This is a genomic window from Pseudomonas sp. A1230, from assembly GCF_044218825.1.
GTDB lineage: Bacteria > Pseudomonadota > Gammaproteobacteria > Pseudomonadales > Pseudomonadaceae > Aquipseudomonas > Aquipseudomonas iridis.
The window spans coordinates 520,445-535,397 of sequence record NZ_CP162582.1 but is presented as its reverse complement, the minus strand read 5'-3'; the positions used below and the strand labels follow the sequence as shown (position 1 = coordinate 535,397).

Below are 14,953 nucleotides of genomic sequence, written 5' to 3'. Positions count from 1 at the left end.
GGTGTCCGGCTACAGTAAGGTCTTTGTCTTCTAAGGCTTTGTGCATGACTTTTCTGCGCCCTACCCTGCTGACGCTCGCTTGCCTGCTCGCCTCACCAGGCTTTGCCGACGATCTGCCGTCACTCGGCGACGCCAGTTCTGCCATCGTCTCGCCACAACAGGAATACCAACTCGGTCGCGCCTGGCTGGCCATGTTGCGCAGCCAGGTTTCACAGCTCAATGATCCGCAACTCAAAGACTATGTCGAATCCAGCGTTTACAAGCTGGTGGAGACCAGCCAGGTCAGCGACCGACGCCTGGAGTTCATCCTGATCAACAGCCCGCAGCTCAACGCCTTCGCGGCGCCGGGCGGCGTGGTCGGGGTCAACGGTGGTTTGTTCCTCAACGCACAGACCGAGGGCGAATACGCTTCGGTGCTGGCTCACGAATTGGCTCACTTGTCGCAGCGCCACTTTGCCCGCGGCGTCGAAGCTTCGCAACGCATGCAAGTGCCGATGATGGCGGCGCTGCTGGCCGGCATCGTGATTGCAGCGGCCGGCGGCGGTGACGCCGGGATCGCGACCATTGCCGGTACTCAGGCAGCGGCGCTTCAGGAGCAGCGGCGTTTCTCCCGCCAGAACGAGCAGGAGGCCGACCGTATCGGCATCCTCAATCTGGAAAAGGCTGGATATGACCCACGCTCGATGCCAACCATGTTCGAGCGCTTGATGCGTCAATACCGCTTCGACGCCAAACCACCGGAATTCCTGCTGACTCACCCGGTGACCGAATCACGGATCGCCGACACCCGCAACCGCGCCGAACAGGCCAGGCCCGGGGGCATCGAAGACACCAAGCGTTATCAACTGATCCGCGCCCGCGTGCAGTTGGTCTACGAAGAAACACCAGGACTGGGCGCCAAGCGTTTCCGTGCGCAACTGGATGAGAACCCTCAAAACGACGTGGCCCGCTATGGTCTGGCCATCGCGCAGATCAAGGGCGGTCAGTTGAACGAGGCTCGGGAGAACCTCAAACAGTTACTGGCCAAAGCGCCGAACGAGATCATCTACAACCTCGCTCAGATCGATCTGGACATCACCAACAATCGCCTGCCCGATGCCCAGTCGCGGGTTGATCGAATGCTCACGCAATACCCCGGTAACTATCCACTGAATCAGGTTCGAGTCGATCTTCTGCTCAAGCAGAACCGCGCGGCGGATGCCGAAAAAGCGCTGGAGGGATTGCTCAAGACTCGCCCGGATGATCCGGATGTCTGGTATCAGGTTGCCGAAACCCGTGGTTTGTCTGGCAACATCATTGGCCTGCACCAGGCGCGTGCCGAATACTTTGCCTTGGTCGGCGATTATCGTCAGGCGATCCAGCAACTGGATTTCGCCAAGCGCAAGGCTGGCAGCAACTTCCCCCTGTCCTCGCGGATCGATGCCCGCCAGCGCGAGCTGATGGAGCAGGAACGGATGGTCAAGGACATGATAGGCTGACGCTTCTTCGCAATTGAAATGCTTCAGGCATAAAAAAACCGCCTCTTTCGAGGCGGTTTTTATTTACCGCTCAATCCGGATTATTCAGCCAGCTTGAAGGTGATGAAGCTCGCACGGCCTTGACGCAGAACGCGCATCGACACCGAACGGTTCTTCGGCAGCGCCTTGGCGATCTCGGCGAACTCCTTGCTGGAGCCGATGGCCTGGTTGTTCAGGTGAGTGATGACATCACCCGGTTGCAGACCGATCAGGGCGGCAGGACCGTCCTGCACTTCCTTGATCACCACACCACCTTTGAGGTCGTAGGTTTTCTTCTGCTCAGCCGTCAGCTCGGCCACGGCAACGGCGAGACGGTTGCTGCTGGTTTCAGCGCCGGACTTCGGCAGCGCATCCAGCTCTTTTTCTTCATCCGGGATAGCGCCAACCGTCAGCTCGACGTTTTTGCGCTTACCTTCACGGATCACTTCCAGATTGGCTTTCGCGCCAGATTTCAGAGCGCCAACCAGATGCGGCAAATCGGCAGACATGACGATCGGTTGACCGTTCATGCTCAGGATTACGTCGCCCACTTGCAGACCGCCCTTGGCAGCCGGACCGTCATCCTGAATCTGTGCGACCAGTGCACCGGCCGGTTTATCCAGCCCGAACGATTCGGCCAGATCCTTGTTCACTTCCTGGATGACTACGCCCAGCCAGCCGCGGCTGACCTTGCCACCGCTCTTCAATTGATTGGAAACGTCCATCGCCACATCAATAGGGATCGCGAACGACACGCCCATGAAGCCGCCGGAACGGGTGTAGATCTGCGAGTTGATCCCGACCACTTCACCGTTCAGGTTGAACAGCGGGCCGCCGGAGTTGCCCGGGTTGATCGGCACGTCGGTCTGGATGAACGGCACGTAGTTTTCGTTCGGCAGGCTGCGACCAACGGCGCTGACGATGCCTTGGGTAACGGTGTGGTCAAAGCCGAATGGCGAACCGATTGCCACTACCCACTGACCAGCTTTCAAATCCTGGGATTTGCCGAGTTTGAGTACTGGCAGATCCTTACCTTCAATTTTCAGCAGGGCCACGTCGGAACGCGGATCGGTGCCGACCAGTTTGGCTTTCATTTCGCTGCGATCAGCCAGACGGACGAGAATCTCGTCTGCATCGGCAATCACATGGTTATTCGTCAGGATGTAGCCATCCGGGGAAATGATAAAACCCGAACCCAGCGACTGCGCTTCACGCTGACGATCGCCACGCGGTGAACGCTGCTGAGGTGGCATGCCGCGTTCGAAGAACTCGCGCAGCATTGGCGGCAAGCCTTCAAGGTCAGGCATCTGCTGGTTGACTTTGCGATCCGGCAGTTTCTGCGTGGTACTGATGTTCACCACCGCCGGCGAAGCCTGTTCGACCAGTTGGGTGAAATCAGGCAGATCGGCCGCTTGCGCAGCAGGGATCGCCTGACCGAGCAACAGCACGGTGGCGAAAATGGAGAGATAAGACTTCAAGCTAGGTATCGACATACAGCTCCCGTTACGACGAGCAGGGTTAAGCGATATGGAGCAAGGAACACCGGAAACCACCGTCCGGCATTTTTGTTCCGGGAACAACAAACAAGGCCAGAGCCGTGACGCTCTGACCTATAAAAAACTTTTGGAGTATTTGCAAATGAAAATGCTCAGCAAACATTTCCAGCTCTCGACGACGAAGTGGAAATGAATGTAATCAGCTCACTGCTTGCTGGTTGCAGAGACATCTTGATTACGCATCGACAGCGCGATTCGTTCGGCGGTGCCAATCGGAATCTCGCCGACAACCGTCACCATTATTTCACCTTCGGGTGTCGTCAGGCGTCGGGATACCGCGACAGTCGGGCCTAACTGGGTCCGGGTGTCGGTAACGGTAGCGCCGTTCAAAGGCTCGAGGAAAACCGAAAAACGCGCCAGACCATCGTCGTACATCAGGCTGTTAACCTGAACCTTGGTTTTGGGGTCTTTGTGCGACGTGCTGCTGGTCAGTTCGAACCCCGGCGGTAGCCAGTCCGAATGCCACACCTGAGCAGTCTTGACGGCAGAGGCCTTGTCACTGTCGAGGGTAATAACCTTGCAGTCGGAATCTGCCAGCAAGTCTTTATCCGTCGGGACATTGTCAGTATCGAGGCTGGTGAACTGGAAACGTTCGAGCAATTGCCCCTTGTCGTTCAACAGCAACGATTTCAGCGGCAAACCGGTTTCCTTGTCCAGGTGTAACTCAAAGCCATAACGGTGCTGGTCACGAGGCGTCAGCGATACGATCACTGCGTCTCGACCAGCCACACGCGACTTGCCAACAACGGCAAGTTCATACCAGTTTTTCAGCTTTTTTGGATCGAGAGGACGAGCGGCAGCGTTCGGAGAGTCTCCCAGTCCTGCAATCAGGGTGCCGCTGACGCATTGAGTATGTCCATCAATGCGCACGACTTCCTGTGCCGAACCGTCGAGCTGAAGCAAACGCTCGCGAACCTGACCATTCTGGACACGATGCCAGATGTTATGGGTAGAAAAACTACCGTTACGCTCGTAAACGAAAGTACCGTGAAAGCTTTGCTGCTGCTCGGCCTGGCCCAGACGGATCAACCAGTCCTGGGCCTCATCAGCGTGGGCTGGAACAACGAACCAGCCACTGAGCAGAAGCGAAAGTAGAGGTATGGCGCGCATGATCCTCCTTATTGGTTTTCCAGGCTTGCGGCACGTGCATAAGGCAACGCGCTTTCAGTACCCTTGAGCGCAGCTTGCTGAGCATGCTGGCGCAGGTAGCTTGGCAGACGCTGATCATGCCAACCCGGTTGACCTTGCAATACACCGTTAGCCATAGGGCCGGTGGCTTCGGAGCTCTCACTGTAGCCTGCCAGAACAGCCGGGCCTTTGACCTGCGGAGTGGCCAGGGTTGGCTGGTTGGACTGCTGGGCCAGTTCAACACCGGCAATTTCGTCCTGGTTGTACAGGCGAACACCAGCCAGAACGGCAACAGTTACCGAGGCTGCAACAGCCAGACGACCGAGGTTGCGCCATGGGCTGCGAGATACTTTGGCCGGAGCCGTTTCGTCTTCCAGCGCAGCAGACACTGCCGCAGCGATATCCAGACGTGGCAGCAGCAGATCCTTGTGCATGGCTGCCCGAGCGATCTGGTAACGAGCCCAGGTTTCACGGGTTTCAACGTCGTCCAGCGCATTGATCACTCGACGCAATTCCAGTTCGTCCGCTTCGTTATCCATCACTGCGGACAGCGATTCCTGCAGGGCTTCACGACTCATGGCGTTCCTCTCTTGGCTGTCGCCGCTGTCTCAGTTTTCCTGCAACAACGGCTGCAGGGCTTTATCGATGGCTTCCCGAGCGCGGAAAATCCGGGAGCGCACGGTACCCACCGGACACTGCATGACGCTCGCAATGTCCTCGTAACTCAGACCATCGAATTCACGTAAAGTTAAAGCCGTACGCAAATCCTCTGGTAGTTGCTGAATGGTTCGATGGACGGTGCCTTCGATCTCATCCCGCAACAGTGCTCGTTCTGGTGATTCGAGATCCTTGAGGCCATGATCGCCGTCGTAGAACTCTGCATCCTCAGAACTTACATCGCTATCCGGCGGCCGACGGCCGCGTGAAACGAGGTAATTCTTTGCCGTGTTGATGGCAATACGGTACAGCCACGTATAAAACGCACTGTCACCGCGAAAGTTTCCAAGTGCTCGATACGCCTTGATAAAGGCTTCCTGAGCTACGTCCTGGGCTTCATGGGTGTCGTGCACAAAACGCACGATCAACCCGAGAATTTTGTGCTGATATTTCAGCACCAGCAGATCGAAAGCTCGCTTGTCGCCACGTTGAACGCGCTCGACCAGCTGCTGATCCTCTTCCTGGGTTAGCATGAACACTCCTCGATAGGCCCGGAGGAGACTTGCATAACTAAACGACCAGACTTGCAAACATAGACTCGGGCTTTTCGCAAAAGTTCTCCCCCTCCAAGCAAGTTTCCTGCGAGCTCTGATTTGGCACGCACGAAAAACGCAGCGCGGGATAAACCGGCTGCGCGAATAATCTTGTCATCGATTTCGCCGGTAGAAACCCAGATCGCAGATTCCTCACTGAAACCGACACTGTCCCTTTTTCTGGCACGGTCTATTGATCTTGGGCCTTTGGCAAAAGTTCCAATTATTTATAGCCGCACCTGCCCGACATTGGGCAACACTGGACGGAAAAAGGCTGTTTCAGCGCCGATACAGTCGCCTTCCCCCGAAACCGACGAAAAATTCTTCCGACGAAGTACCCGGCTTTTTCCGTCACAGTAGTTTCACAATGCCATCTGGGCACGGCTATTGTGCCGACCTGCCCCTCTATATACTAGTGGGCTGTGTGGCTGTCTTGACTCGCCGATCCAGGTGTCATGCGCCAACCCCGACCCGGGTCGCTTTGAGCGGAATGCTGAAATGAGCCAACAGTTCCAACACGATGTTCTGGTCATTGGCAGCGGTGCTGCCGGTCTGAGTCTTGCGCTGACCCTGCCAGGTCATTTGCGCATTGCCGTATTGAGCAAGGGCGATCTCGCCAACGGTTCGACGTTCTGGGCCCAGGGCGGAGTCGCTGCCGTGCTGGACGACACCGACACTGTCGAATCCCACGTCGATGACACCCTGAATGCGGGCGGCGGCCTGTGTCATGAGGACGCCGTACGCTTCACAGTCGAACACAGCCGCGAAGCCATCCAGTGGCTGATCGACCAAGGCGTGCCGTTCACTCGCGACGAACAGTCCGGCACTGAAGACGGCGGTTTCGAATTCCATCTGACTCGCGAGGGCGGCCACAGTCACCGGCGCATCATCCATGCAGCCGATGCGACCGGCGCTGCGATCTTCAAAACCTTGCTGGCCCAGGCCAAAGAGCGCTCGAACATCGAACTGCTGGAACAGCGGGTGGCGGTCGATCTGATTACCGAACGACGTTTGGGCATGGACGGCGATCGCTGCCTCGGTGCCTATGTGCTCAACCGTGCGACCGGCGAAGTCGACACCTACGGCGCGCGCTTCGTGATTCTGGCTTCAGGTGGCGCGGCCAAAGTTTACCTCTATACCAGCAATCCCGACGGCGCCTGCGGTGATGGCATCGCCATGGCCTGGCGCTCGGGCTGCCGGGTGGCGAACCTGGAATTCAACCAGTTTCACCCCACCTGTCTGTATCACCCGCAGGCCAAGAGCTTCCTGATCACTGAAGCCCTGCGTGGTGAAGGCGCGCATTTGAAGCTGCCGAACGGCGAACGCTTCATGTATCGCTTCGACAAACGCGCCGAACTGGCGCCGCGCGACATCGTCGCCCGGGCCATTGACCATGAAATGAAGCGTCTGGGTGTCGACTGCGTTTATCTCGACATCAGCCACAAACCCGAAGCGTTCATCAAGACTCACTTCCCGACTGTTTATGAGCGCTGCCTGGGCTTTGGCATCGACATCACCAAACAACCGATTCCGGTCGTTCCCGCCGCGCACTACACCTGCGGCGGCGTAATGGTCGATCAGCATGGCCGCACCGATGTGCCGGGCTTGTACGCCATCGGCGAAACCAGCTTCACCGGCCTGCACGGTGCCAACCGCATGGCCAGCAACTCGTTGCTGGAGTGTTTCGTCTACGCCCGCTCGGCGGCGGCAGATATTCTGGCGCAACTGGATGACGTCACAGCGCCAAGCACCCTGCCCGTCTGGGACGCCAGTCAGGTGACCGATTCTGATGAAGACGTAATCATCGCGCACAACTGGGATGAACTGCGGCGATTCATGTGGGACTACGTTGGCATCGTGCGGACCAACAAGCGCCTGCAACGGGCTCAACATCGCGTGCGTCTGCTGCTGGACGAGATCGACGAGTTTTACAGCAACTATAAAGTCAGCCGCGATTTGATCGAGCTGCGCAATCTCGCGCAAGTGGCGGAGCTGATGATCAGCTCGGCCATGGAACGCAAGGAAAGTCGCGGCCTGCATTACACCCTCGACTACCCTGACCTGCTGCCCGAAGCGCTCGACACTATTCTGGTGCCGCCCACCTACGTCGGCTGAACTTGAGCCGCACCCGCAGGCGTCGATGCAAATCCGTCGCCTGCGAGTCACGTGGCACACAGATCGATCTGACGCGCCACTCACCGCGCAAACGAAAACGCAGCACCACGATCAGCGGCAGTGCAAGGCTGTCCGGTCGCAACTGCACCGCTTGCCAGCCATCCGCCTGATTCCACAATTGCCAGCCGTCGCCGTCTCGACGCAAACCGCGCATTGCCTTGGGATGACTGAGCAGAATCTGCCGCGGCAACACCCAAAACCCGTGAAGCAGGCAAACGAAAGCCCCGAGCAAGCTCGCCCATAAGGGAATGGAAAACACAAACAAGGCACCCAGAGCGAATGCCTGGGCCAACAGATATGCCGCCAGCAACTGCCGTGAGGCATGCCAGCGGCATTCGAACGTATTACTTGGGCTGAACACGATCCAGGATCATGCGAACCATGCGTTGCAGCTCCGGATCTTCGGACTCGTTGCGCTCCATGAACCAGCCGAACATGTCCTGATCCTCGCAAGTCAGCAGACGGACATACAGATCGCGATCGACTTGATTCAGGTTTGCGTAAACCTCCTGAACAAATGGCACCAGCAACACGTCAAGCTCAAGCATGCCGCGACGGCTGTGCCAAAAGAGGCGATTCAGTTCAACTTGTTCGACCATGGGGCCCTCCTCAAATTTGGCGGCAAGTATACAGCCCCAATGCCGCTCGCACAGTCGGCTTTGGTCGGGCACCACCGATCCTTTATCAACTACCCATTTCAACAACGCGCCCTTATGATGTGCCCCAGTCTATTTACCCTGCGAAGACCCATGGCCGATTCTGCTTTTTTCTGCACCCTGTCTCATGAAGGCGTTCTCGCGGTCCGCGGCGCGGATGCCGGAAAATTCCTGCAAGGCCAGTTGACCTGCAATATCAATTACCTGAGCGAAACAGCGTCCAGCCTGGGCGCTCGCTGCACGCAAAAAGGCCGGATGCAATCGAGTTTCCGCATTCTGCTCGAAAGCGATGGTGTGCTGCTGGCGATGGCCAGCGAATTGCTTGAGCCGCAACTGGCGGACCTGAAGAAGTATGCGGTGTTCTCCAAGTCGAAACTGACCGACGAAAGCGCCGCCTGGGTGCGTTTCGGGCTGAGGTCGGGCGATGCAGCGCTGAGCAGTCTCGGCCTGGATCTGCCCATTGAGACCGGCAGCGTGGTACGCAACGACGGCCTGATTGCAATTCGCGTCTCGCCGGACCGTGCCGAACTGTGGGTACCCGCCGATCAAGCACAAACCATCAAACAAACGCTGTCGATAACCCTGCCTGAAGGTGAACTGAACCAGTGGCTGCTCGGCCAGATCCGCGCCGGTATCGGTCAGGTCATGCCCACCACCCGCGAGCTGTTCATCCCGCAGATGCTCAACCTGCAGGCCGTCGGCGGCGTGAGTTTCAAGAAGGGTTGCTACACCGGCCAGGAAATCGTCGCGCGCATGCAGTACCTGGGCAAACTCAAGCGCCGTCTGTATCGCTTGAGCCTCGACGCCACACAATTGCCGGAACCCGGCACGCCATTGTTCGCGCCGAGCCACAACAGCTCAATCGGCGAAGTCGTACTGGCTGCTGGCGCCGGGCAAAACATTGAACTCCTGGCAGTGTTGCAGGCCGAAGCTGCAGAAGCGGGTGATCTGCATCTGGGCACCCTTGAAGGGCCTGCGCTGCATCTGCTCGATTTGCCCTACGAACTGGATCGCGACCGCGAAATCCAGCGCTGATCGCAGCATTTGTTGCAACACCCTAGAGAGCCTAAATGAACGAACTGGCGGATAAGATCCAACAGGATTTGGTTGAGGCCATCGATAAAGATGAGCTGGTTCTGCCAACATTGCCGGAAGTAGCCTTGCAAATTCGCAAGGCTGCTGAAGATCCGGAAATCAGCGTCAGCGAGCTGAGCAAAGTCATCGGCCGTGACACGGCGCTGTCGGCGCGCCTGATCAAAGTGGTCAACAGCCCGCTGCTGCGCGCGGCGCAGGAAGTCACCGACCTGCATACCGCCATCACTCGCCTGGGCATCAACTACAGCAGTAACCTGGCGATCGGCCTGGTGATGGAGCAGATTTTCCACGCCAGTTCCGAAGTGGTGGAACAGAAAATGCGCGAAGTCTGGCGCAAGAGCCTGGAAATCGCCGGGGTCAGTTATGCGCTGTGTCGTCGTTATACCCAACTCAAGCCGGATCAGGCGGCGCTGGGTGGACTGGTGCATCAGATCGGCGTGCTGCCGATTTTGACCTACGCCGAAGACCACTATGAACTGCTCTCGGATTCGGTCAGCCTCAACTATGTAATCGAACAGCTTCATCCGTTGCTCGGCGACAAGCTCTTGCGCGTCTGGGATTTTCCGGAACGACTGGTGGAGCTGCCGGGGCTGTATCAGGATCTCAAACGCGACTCGGTAAAGATCGATTACGTCGATCTGGTGCAGGTGGCGAGCCTCTATTGCCACAAGGGCACTGACCATCCGTTTGCGCGGATTGATCCGCTGAGTGTTCCGGCGTTCAGGAAGCTTGGGATTGATCCGGAGAACAAGGCGCTGTGCGCGGATCTGGAAGAATCGCGCTCGATGTTTTACTGATCAAGAACCGCGACGCGCCCTTCGCGAGCACCTCGCTCCCACATTGGAATGCATTCCCCCTGTGGGAGCGAGCCTGCTCGCGAAGAGGCCGGCAGGAACACCGCAGAATCACCCGGCAATAAAACTCACCCGCACCTTCAGCCCCGCCTGTTCACCATCATGCAGCGTGATCTGCGCCAGATGTGCCCGGCAGATCTCGCCGACAATCGCCAGCCCCAACCCCGATCCCGCCACCTGCTGATTACGCCGATAGAAGCGCTCGAACACTCGATCGCGCTCTTGCAGCGGAATCCCCGGCCCGTCGTCCTCAACCTCAAGCACTGCGGGGGTCAGCACGCGCAAGATCACGTTGCCGCCCGGCGGCGTATGCGCCAGGGCGTTATCCACCAGATTGCTCAATAACTCATTCAGCAGCGTCGGCTCGCCGCGCAGCCACACCGGTTCATCGGCCTCCAGCGCCAGCGCCACCCCGCGCTTGTGCGCCAGTGGCGCCATGGCCATGCCCAACTCGCGGGCCAACTGGCTCAGATCGAGCAACTGCGCACCGCCCTCGGCAATCGCTCGGGCGCCATTTTCGACGCGCGCCAGCGACAGCAATTGATTGGCCAGATGAGTCAGACGATCGGTGCCTTGGGCCGAAGATTCCAGCGTCGTCCGCCAGACCTGCGGGTCATTTGAACGCAGCCCCAATTCCAGCCGCGCCTTCAACGCCGCCAGTGGTGTGCGCAACTCATGCGCCGCATCGGCGATGAACTGCGCCTGGCGCTCGAACTGACCCCGCAGGCGCTCGGTGAAATGGTTGAGCCCGCGCACCAGCGGCCAGAGCTCATGTTGCACTTCTACCAGTGGCAATGGCCGCAAGTCATCGGGTTGGCGTTCCTCGACTGCCGTGCGCAAGCGCTCCAGCGGACGCAGTGCAGCGCTGACGGCAAACCAGACCAGCAGCAAGGCACCGATCGCCAACATGCCCAATCGCAACAGCGTATCGGCCGCCAGACTGCGCGCCATGCTGACGCGGGCTTCGTCGGTTTCGGCCACGCGGATTTCCGCCATGCCATTCATGTTCGGCTCGCTCACCGCTTTGAGCAGGCTGACCACGCGCACGTTCTGTCCTTTGTAAGTGGCATTGTAGAAACGCGCCAGCGCCGGATAGCTGTCAGTTCTTGGTGTACCGGGCGGTGGCCCGGGGAGGTTTTCGTAGCCGGAAATCAGCTTTTGATGGATGTCATTGACCTGGTAGTAAATCCGTCCGGCGCTGTCGTAAGCGAAGGTATCGAGGGCCACATAAGGCACGTCGGCACTGAGGCTGCCATCACGTTGCGACAGGCCAGCGGCGATGGTTCGCGCCGACGCCAGCAACGTGCGGTCGTACGCCGTGTCGGCCGCCTCGCGTCCATTCCAGTAAGCACTCAAGCCGCTGGCGAGCATCAACACCACCAGCAACAACGCCAGGTTCCACAGCAACCGCCAGCGCAGGCTGCTGGGCTTATGCATCGCGGCTTTCCAGCAGATAGCCGAGGCCGCGGAAGGTCACGATCGCGACCGGTTGACCGTCGAGTTTCTTGCGCAAGCGGTGCACGTAGATTTCGATGGCATCGGGGCTGGCCTCTTCATCAAGACCAAACACCTGCGCGGCCAGTTGCTCTTTGCTCATGACTCGCCCCGGCCGGGCGATCAGCGCTTCGAGTACGGCTTGTTCGCGGGACGTCAGCGTGAGCAGTTCCTCACCGAGGGAGAAGCGTCGGGTGTCCAGATCATAGGCCAGCACCCCGCAGCGCTGCTGGCGTTCACCACCCAACACACTGCGTCGCAACAGCGCTTTGACCCGGGCTTCCAGTTCGGTCAGTTCGAACGGCTTGGCGAGGTAGTCGTCGGCGCCAAGATTGAGGCCATGCACCCGATCTTTCACATCGCTGCGCGCCGTCAGCATCAGCACCGGCAGATTTTTTCCGCGAGCCCGCAGCCGCGCCAACACCTCAAATCCGTCCATGCGCGGCAGGCCCACATCGAGGATCGCCACGGCGTATTCCTCACTGCCCAGTGCCAGATCGGCAGCCACGCCATCGTGCAACACATCCACGGTCAGACCGGTGCTCTTGAGCGCCTGGGCGACGCTTTCGGCCAGTTGCAGATGGTCTTCGACGAGCAGAACACGCATGGATTTTTACCTCGTTCAGGGATGGCCGACGCCACTCTTTGCCGCGGAGTTTACAGCCGCAACCGCCACTGTGAAGCCCGAAAACATTGAAAGTCAGCTGAAAGGTTAGCGAAAGGTTAGGCCGTTAGAGTCGGGTTACGGACAGTTTCGACTGCCGTCGCTGCTGCCACACAGCGCTACGAAAAACGCCACGAAGCGTTTTCGACCAATAAGAACAATAATCGGAGTACACCCGCATGCCGTCCATGCAGCCCCAGGTCCTTGTGCCTGTTCGCCGTTCCCGTATCAGCCACACCGCCCTCGCCAGTGCAGCCGCCCTCGCGGGTTTTTCGCCGTTGAGTTTTGCCGACTTCATTGAAGACAGCAGCGCCACCTTCGAAACCCGCAACATGTATTTCAACCGCGACTTTCGCGATGGCACCAGCGCCCAGCAATCCAAACGCGATGAATGGGCTCAGGGCTTCATGCTCAATCTGCAATCGGGCTATACCGACGGCACCGTGGGGTTCGGTGTCGATGCGTTGGGCATGCTTGGTGTGAAACTTGATTCGAGCCCGGACCGCACCGGCACCGGCCTGTTGCCGACCCACGACGACGGGCGCGCAGCGAACGAATACTCGAAAGTCGGCCTGACCGGCAAAGTGAAAATCTCTGCCACGGAACTGAAAATCGGCAGCCTGATTCCCGAACTGCCGATCCTCAAGCCCAACGACGGACGCATCCTGCCGCAGACGTTTGAAGGTGGCTTGCTGACCTCCAAAGAAATCAGAAATCTGACCTTCACCGGCGGCCGTCTGGAGAAAGCCAAGGACCGCGACAGCACCGATTTCGAGGACATCGCCCTCAACAACAAGAACAGCCGCTTCGCCGGCACCGCTGCCGGCAAGCACTTTGACTTTGGCGGCGTTGATTACAAGTTCACCGACAAGATCACCGGCAGTTACCACTTCGCGCAACTCGACGAAGTCTACAACCAGCACTTCTTCGGTCTCGTTGCCTCGCGCCCGATGGGCCCCGGCACATTTGCCACCGACCTGCGTTTTGCCGTCAGTGACGATCAAGGTGCGGCCCGTGGCGGCGAGATCGACAACCGCTCGCTCAACGGCTTGGTCAGCTACGCCCTGAGCGGCCACAAGTTCAGCGCCGGTTATCAGCACATGTCCGGCGACAGCGCCTTCCCCTATGTCGATGGCAGCGACCCGTACCTGGTCAACTTCGTGCAGATCAACGACTTCGCCGGTGCCGAAGAACGCTCGTGGCAAGCGCGCTACGACTTCGACTTCGGCAAACTTGGCATTCCCGGCCTGAGCTTCATGAGCCGTTACTTGAGCGGTGACAACATCAAGCTCAAAAGCGGTGAAGAAGGCAAAGAGTGGGAGCGCAATACCGAGATCAAATATGTAGTACAAAGCGGCGCCTTGAAGGACGTCGCTGTGCGCCTGCGCAATGCCACTTACCGCTCCAATTACTCCGCTCGCGATGCAGACGAAGTGCGTCTGCTGGTGAGCTATAGCGTTGCCCTTTGGTAATTGATTGAAACGCCGGGGTGCTGTGATCGGAAGATCAAAAGATCGTCCGATCGCGGCCCGAGCCTGCGGCAGCTCCTACATAAAGCTTTACAACAAGAACCGTGGAGAATCGAATGAAATTGTCACTGCGTAAAGTTGCACTCGCCGCCAGTTGCGTGTTGTTCGCTGGCCAACTCATGGCCGAACCGAAGCGTCCGGAATGTATCGCTCCGGCGTCGCCCGGCGGTGGTTTCGACCTGACCTGCAAACTGGCGCAGAGCGCGCTGGTCAACGAAAAACTGCTGTCCAAACCGATGCGCGTGACCTACATGCCCGGTGGTGTTGGCGCGGTGGCGTACAACGCAGTGGTTGCGCAGCGGCCAGCCGATGCCGGCACGCTGGTGGCGTGGTCGAGCGGTTCGCTGCTGAACCTGGCGCAAGGCAAGTTCGGGCGCTTCGATGAGACCAACGTGCGCTGGCTCGCGGCAGTCGGCACCAGCTACGGTGCCATCGCGGTGAAAAGCGATTCGCCCTACAAGACCCTCGACGATCTCGTTCAGGCATTGAAGAAAGATCCCGGCTCCGTGGTCATCGGTTCCGGCGGCACCGTCGGCAGCCAGGACTGGATGCAAACCGCACTGATCGCCAAGGCTGCCGGGATCAACCCGCGCGAACTGCGTTACGTCGCCCTCGAAGGTGGCGGCGAGATCGCCACCGCCCTGCTCGGCGGCCACATCCAGGTTGGCAGCACCGACATCTCCGACTCCATGCCGCACATTCAGAGCGGTGACATGCGCCTGCTCGCAGTCTTCTCCGACAAGCGTCTCGACGAACCGGAAATGAAAGACATCCCGACCGCTCGCGAACAAGGCTACGACATCGTCTGGCCAGTGGTTCGCGGTTTCTACCTGGGGCCAAAAGTCAGCGATGAAGACTACGCCTGGTGGAAAGATTCGTTCGACAAACTGCTGGCCTCCGACGAGTTCGCCAAGCTGCGCGATCAGCGTGAACTGTTCCCGTTCGCCATGACCGGCCCGGAACTGGACACCTACGTGAAGAAGCAGGTTGCGGACTACAAAGTGCTGGCCAAAGAGTTCGGCCTGATTCAGTGATCGCCTCTGTCTAGCGGCCGCA

At 58.8% G+C, this 14,953-nt stretch carries 14 protein-coding genes; 6 read left to right on the top strand and 8 right to left on the bottom strand.

What is annotated here, in order from left to right; genetic code table 11:
• Positions 1-44: 44 nt before the first annotated feature.
• On the top strand, positions 45-1,478 hold the full coding sequence (locus AB4P97_RS02530; RefSeq protein ID WP_042558070.1) for a M48 family metalloprotease: 1,434 nt from the start codon (positions 45-47) through the stop codon (positions 1,476-1,478).
• Positions 1,479-1,558: 80 nt separating this feature from the next.
• On the opposite strand, the gene AB4P97_RS02525 is transcribed toward AB4P97_RS02530, so the two are convergent.
• From AB4P97_RS02525 to rpoE, 4 genes are all read right to left on the bottom strand, one after another.
• On the bottom strand, positions 1,559-2,989 hold the full coding sequence (locus AB4P97_RS02525; RefSeq protein WP_395602034.1) for a DegQ family serine endoprotease: 1,431 nt from the start codon (positions 2,987-2,989) through the stop codon (positions 1,559-1,561).
• Between the two features lie 207 nt (positions 2,990-3,196).
• Positions 3,197-4,162: a MucB/RseB C-terminal domain-containing protein gene (locus AB4P97_RS02520; RefSeq protein ID WP_395602033.1), complete on the bottom strand. Its 966-nt coding sequence runs from the start codon at positions 4,160-4,162 to the stop codon at positions 3,197-3,199.
• Between the two features lie 8 nt (positions 4,163-4,170).
• Positions 4,171-4,758 (bottom strand): sigma-E factor negative regulatory protein, encoded by a 588-nt coding sequence (locus tag AB4P97_RS02515; protein WP_042558067.1) that lies wholly within the window; start codon positions 4,756-4,758, stop codon positions 4,171-4,173.
• Positions 4,759-4,788: 30 nt separating this feature from the next.
• Positions 4,789-5,370 (bottom strand): RNA polymerase sigma factor RpoE, encoded by a 582-nt coding sequence (rpoE, locus tag AB4P97_RS02510; RefSeq protein WP_003172477.1) that lies wholly within the window; start codon positions 5,368-5,370, stop codon positions 4,789-4,791.
• A 558-nt stretch (positions 5,371-5,928) separates the two neighbouring features.
• On the opposite strand from rpoE, the gene nadB reads away from it, so the two are divergent.
• Positions 5,929-7,545 carry an L-aspartate oxidase gene (gene nadB, locus AB4P97_RS02505; protein WP_042558066.1) on the top strand — a complete coding sequence of 539 codons (1,617 nt, stop codon included), beginning with the start codon at positions 5,929-5,931 and terminating at the stop codon, positions 7,543-7,545.
• Here nadB and AB4P97_RS02500 read toward each other — a convergent pair.
• Together AB4P97_RS02500 and AB4P97_RS02495 are read right to left on the bottom strand one after the other, a co-directional pair.
• Positions 7,514-7,966: a protein YgfX gene (locus AB4P97_RS02500; RefSeq protein WP_042558065.1), complete on the bottom strand. Its 453-nt coding sequence runs from the start codon at positions 7,964-7,966 to the stop codon at positions 7,514-7,516. The two genes, nadB and AB4P97_RS02500, sit on opposite strands and share 32 nt — an antisense overlap.
• Positions 7,950-8,204, bottom strand: coding sequence for a succinate dehydrogenase assembly factor 2 (locus AB4P97_RS02495; RefSeq protein WP_042558064.1), 255 nt, complete (start codon positions 8,202-8,204; stop codon positions 7,950-7,952). Before AB4P97_RS02495 ends, AB4P97_RS02500 begins: the two co-directional genes overlap by 17 nt.
• Before the next feature lie 150 nt (positions 8,205-8,354).
• Between AB4P97_RS02495 and AB4P97_RS02490 the strand changes: the two genes are divergently transcribed.
• Both AB4P97_RS02490 and AB4P97_RS02485 read left to right on the top strand, forming a co-directional pair.
• Positions 8,355-9,296 (top strand): folate-binding protein YgfZ, encoded by a 942-nt coding sequence (locus AB4P97_RS02490; RefSeq protein WP_042558063.1) that lies wholly within the window; start codon positions 8,355-8,357, stop codon positions 9,294-9,296.
• A 35-nt stretch (positions 9,297-9,331) separates the two neighbouring features.
• Positions 9,332-10,153, top strand: a complete 822-nt coding sequence (locus tag AB4P97_RS02485; RefSeq protein WP_042558062.1) for an HDOD domain-containing protein — start codon at positions 9,332-9,334, stop codon at positions 10,151-10,153.
• Positions 10,154-10,261: 108 nt separating this feature from the next.
• Here the strand turns inward: AB4P97_RS02485 and AB4P97_RS02480 are convergent, their stop codons facing one another.
• On the bottom strand, positions 10,262-11,647 hold the full coding sequence (locus tag AB4P97_RS02480) for a sensor histidine kinase (RefSeq protein WP_042558061.1): 1,386 nt from the start codon (positions 11,645-11,647) through the stop codon (positions 10,262-10,264).
• Positions 11,640-12,311, bottom strand: coding sequence for a response regulator (locus AB4P97_RS02475; protein ID WP_042558060.1), 672 nt, complete (start codon positions 12,309-12,311; stop codon positions 11,640-11,642). Before AB4P97_RS02475 ends, AB4P97_RS02480 begins: the two co-directional genes overlap by 8 nt.
• Positions 12,312-12,547: 236 nt before the next feature.
• Between AB4P97_RS02475 and AB4P97_RS02470 the strand changes: the two genes are divergently transcribed.
• Entirely contained in the window at positions 12,548-13,840 is a 1,293-nt protein-coding gene (locus AB4P97_RS02470; protein WP_042558059.1) for an OprD family porin, read from the top strand.
• Positions 13,841-13,953: 113 nt separating this feature from the next.
• The gene (locus AB4P97_RS02465) at positions 13,954-14,931 is read left to right on the top strand and encodes a tripartite tricarboxylate transporter substrate binding protein (protein ID WP_042558058.1); all 978 of its coding nucleotides are present in this window, start codon (positions 13,954-13,956) and stop codon (positions 14,929-14,931) included.
• Positions 14,932-14,953: the final 22 nt, after the last annotated feature.

What these genes read in the sequence shown, in the direction of transcription:
- AB4P97_RS02530 (WP_042558070.1), top strand. Translation starts at nt 45, where the DNA reads ATGACTTTTCTGCGCCCTACCCTGCTGACGCTCGCTTGCCTGCTCGCC.
- AB4P97_RS02525 (WP_395602034.1), bottom strand. Translation starts at nt 2,989, where the DNA reads ATGTCGATACCTAGCTTGAAGTCTTATCTCTCCATTTTCGCCACCGTG.
- AB4P97_RS02520 (WP_395602033.1), bottom strand. Translation starts at nt 4,162, where the DNA reads ATGCGCGCCATACCTCTACTTTCGCTTCTGCTCAGTGGCTGGTTCGTT.
- AB4P97_RS02515 (WP_042558067.1), bottom strand. Translation starts at nt 4,758, where the DNA reads ATGAGTCGTGAAGCCCTGCAGGAATCGCTGTCCGCAGTGATGGATAAC.
- rpoE (WP_003172477.1), bottom strand. Translation starts at nt 5,370, where the DNA reads ATGCTAACCCAGGAAGAGGATCAGCAGCTGGTCGAGCGCGTTCAACGT.
- nadB (WP_042558066.1), top strand. Translation starts at nt 5,929, where the DNA reads ATGAGCCAACAGTTCCAACACGATGTTCTGGTCATTGGCAGCGGTGCT.
- AB4P97_RS02495 (WP_042558064.1), bottom strand. Translation starts at nt 8,204, where the DNA reads ATGGTCGAACAAGTTGAACTGAATCGCCTCTTTTGGCACAGCCGTCGC.
- AB4P97_RS02490 (WP_042558063.1), top strand. Translation starts at nt 8,355, where the DNA reads ATGGCCGATTCTGCTTTTTTCTGCACCCTGTCTCATGAAGGCGTTCTC.
- AB4P97_RS02485 (WP_042558062.1), top strand. Translation starts at nt 9,332, where the DNA reads ATGAACGAACTGGCGGATAAGATCCAACAGGATTTGGTTGAGGCCATC.
- AB4P97_RS02480 (WP_042558061.1), bottom strand. Translation starts at nt 11,647, where the DNA reads ATGCATAAGCCCAGCAGCCTGCGCTGGCGGTTGCTGTGGAACCTGGCG.
- AB4P97_RS02475 (WP_042558060.1), bottom strand. Translation starts at nt 12,311, where the DNA reads ATGCGTGTTCTGCTCGTCGAAGACCATCTGCAACTGGCCGAAAGCGTC.
- AB4P97_RS02470 (WP_042558059.1), top strand. Translation starts at nt 12,548, where the DNA reads ATGCCGTCCATGCAGCCCCAGGTCCTTGTGCCTGTTCGCCGTTCCCGT.
- AB4P97_RS02465 (WP_042558058.1), top strand. Translation starts at nt 13,954, where the DNA reads ATGAAATTGTCACTGCGTAAAGTTGCACTCGCCGCCAGTTGCGTGTTG.